The sequence below is a fragment of the Nocardia sp. NPDC060220 genome (genome assembly GCF_042727815.1).
Taxonomy (GTDB): domain Bacteria; phylum Actinomycetota; class Actinomycetes; order Mycobacteriales; family Mycobacteriaceae; genus Nocardia.
Genome location: NZ_JBHWZY010001396.1, coordinates 1 through 1,016 on the forward strand (window position 1 = coordinate 1; position 1,016 = coordinate 1,016).

General features: G+C 65.7%; 1 pseudogene. It reads right to left on the minus strand.

Annotation, left to right across the window (positions count from 1 at the left end):
• A pseudogene (locus tag ACFWF3_RS37045) lies at positions 1-1,016 on the minus strand (glutamate synthase subunit alpha); the annotation flags it as partial.

Genomic DNA, 1,016 nt, shown 5'->3' on the forward strand with positions numbered 1-1,016 from the left:
GTATCCACGTCCTTGCCGGCCTTCTCGGCTTCGGAAATGGCGAGTAGAACCTTCTTGTATTCGCGGGGCATGACCTTCACGAAGTGGTTCACCTGCTGGGACCAGTCGCTCAGGATGCGTTCGGCCACAGCCGATCCCGTTTCGTCGCGGTGGGTCGCGATGATGTCGCGCAGCCAGGTGAAATCGTCACCGGAGAGCTGTTCGATCGCGTCGACCTGATCCGGGTTGACCCGGCCGGGCAGCTTGCCCTCGGGGTCGTAGAAGTAGGCGACGCCACCGGACATACCGGCACCGAGGTTGCGGCCGGTGTCACCGAGGATGACCACGCGGCCACCGGTCATGTACTCGAGCGCGTGGTCACCCACACCCTCGACGACCGCGGTGGCACCGGAGTTACGCACGCCGAAGCGCTCGCCCGCGACACCGTTGATCAGGATGCGACCGCTGGTGGCGCCGAACATGATCACGTTGCCCGCGATGATGTTGTCTTCGGCGACAAAGGCTTCCGGAGCCGAAGCCGACGGGCGGACCACGATGCGGCCACCCGACAGACCCTTGCCGACGTAGTCGTTGGCGTCACCGAAGACCCGCAGCGTGATGCCGGCCGGGACGAACGCGCCGAAGCTGTTGCCCGCCGAACCGGTGAAGGTGATGTCGATGGTGTCGTCGGGCAGGCCCGCGCCACCGTAGAGCTTGGTCACCTCGTGGCCGAGCATGGTGCCGACCGTGCGGTTCACGTTGGTGATCTTGGTTTCGATCTTGACCGCCTGGCCACGCTCGAGCGCAGGAGCGCTCTGCGCGATCAGCTCGTTGTCCAGCGCCTTGTCCAGACCGTGGTCCTGGGTACCGGTGCACCGGGTGTTCTGGTTCATGAACGCCGTCTCCGGCATGTCCAGGATCGGCGACAGGTCCAGCTTGGCGGCCTTGTAGTGCTGCTTGGCCTTGGCGGTGTCGAGCAGGTCGACCCGGCCGACGGCCTCGTCGAGGGTGCGGAAGCCCAGCTCGGCGAGCAGCTC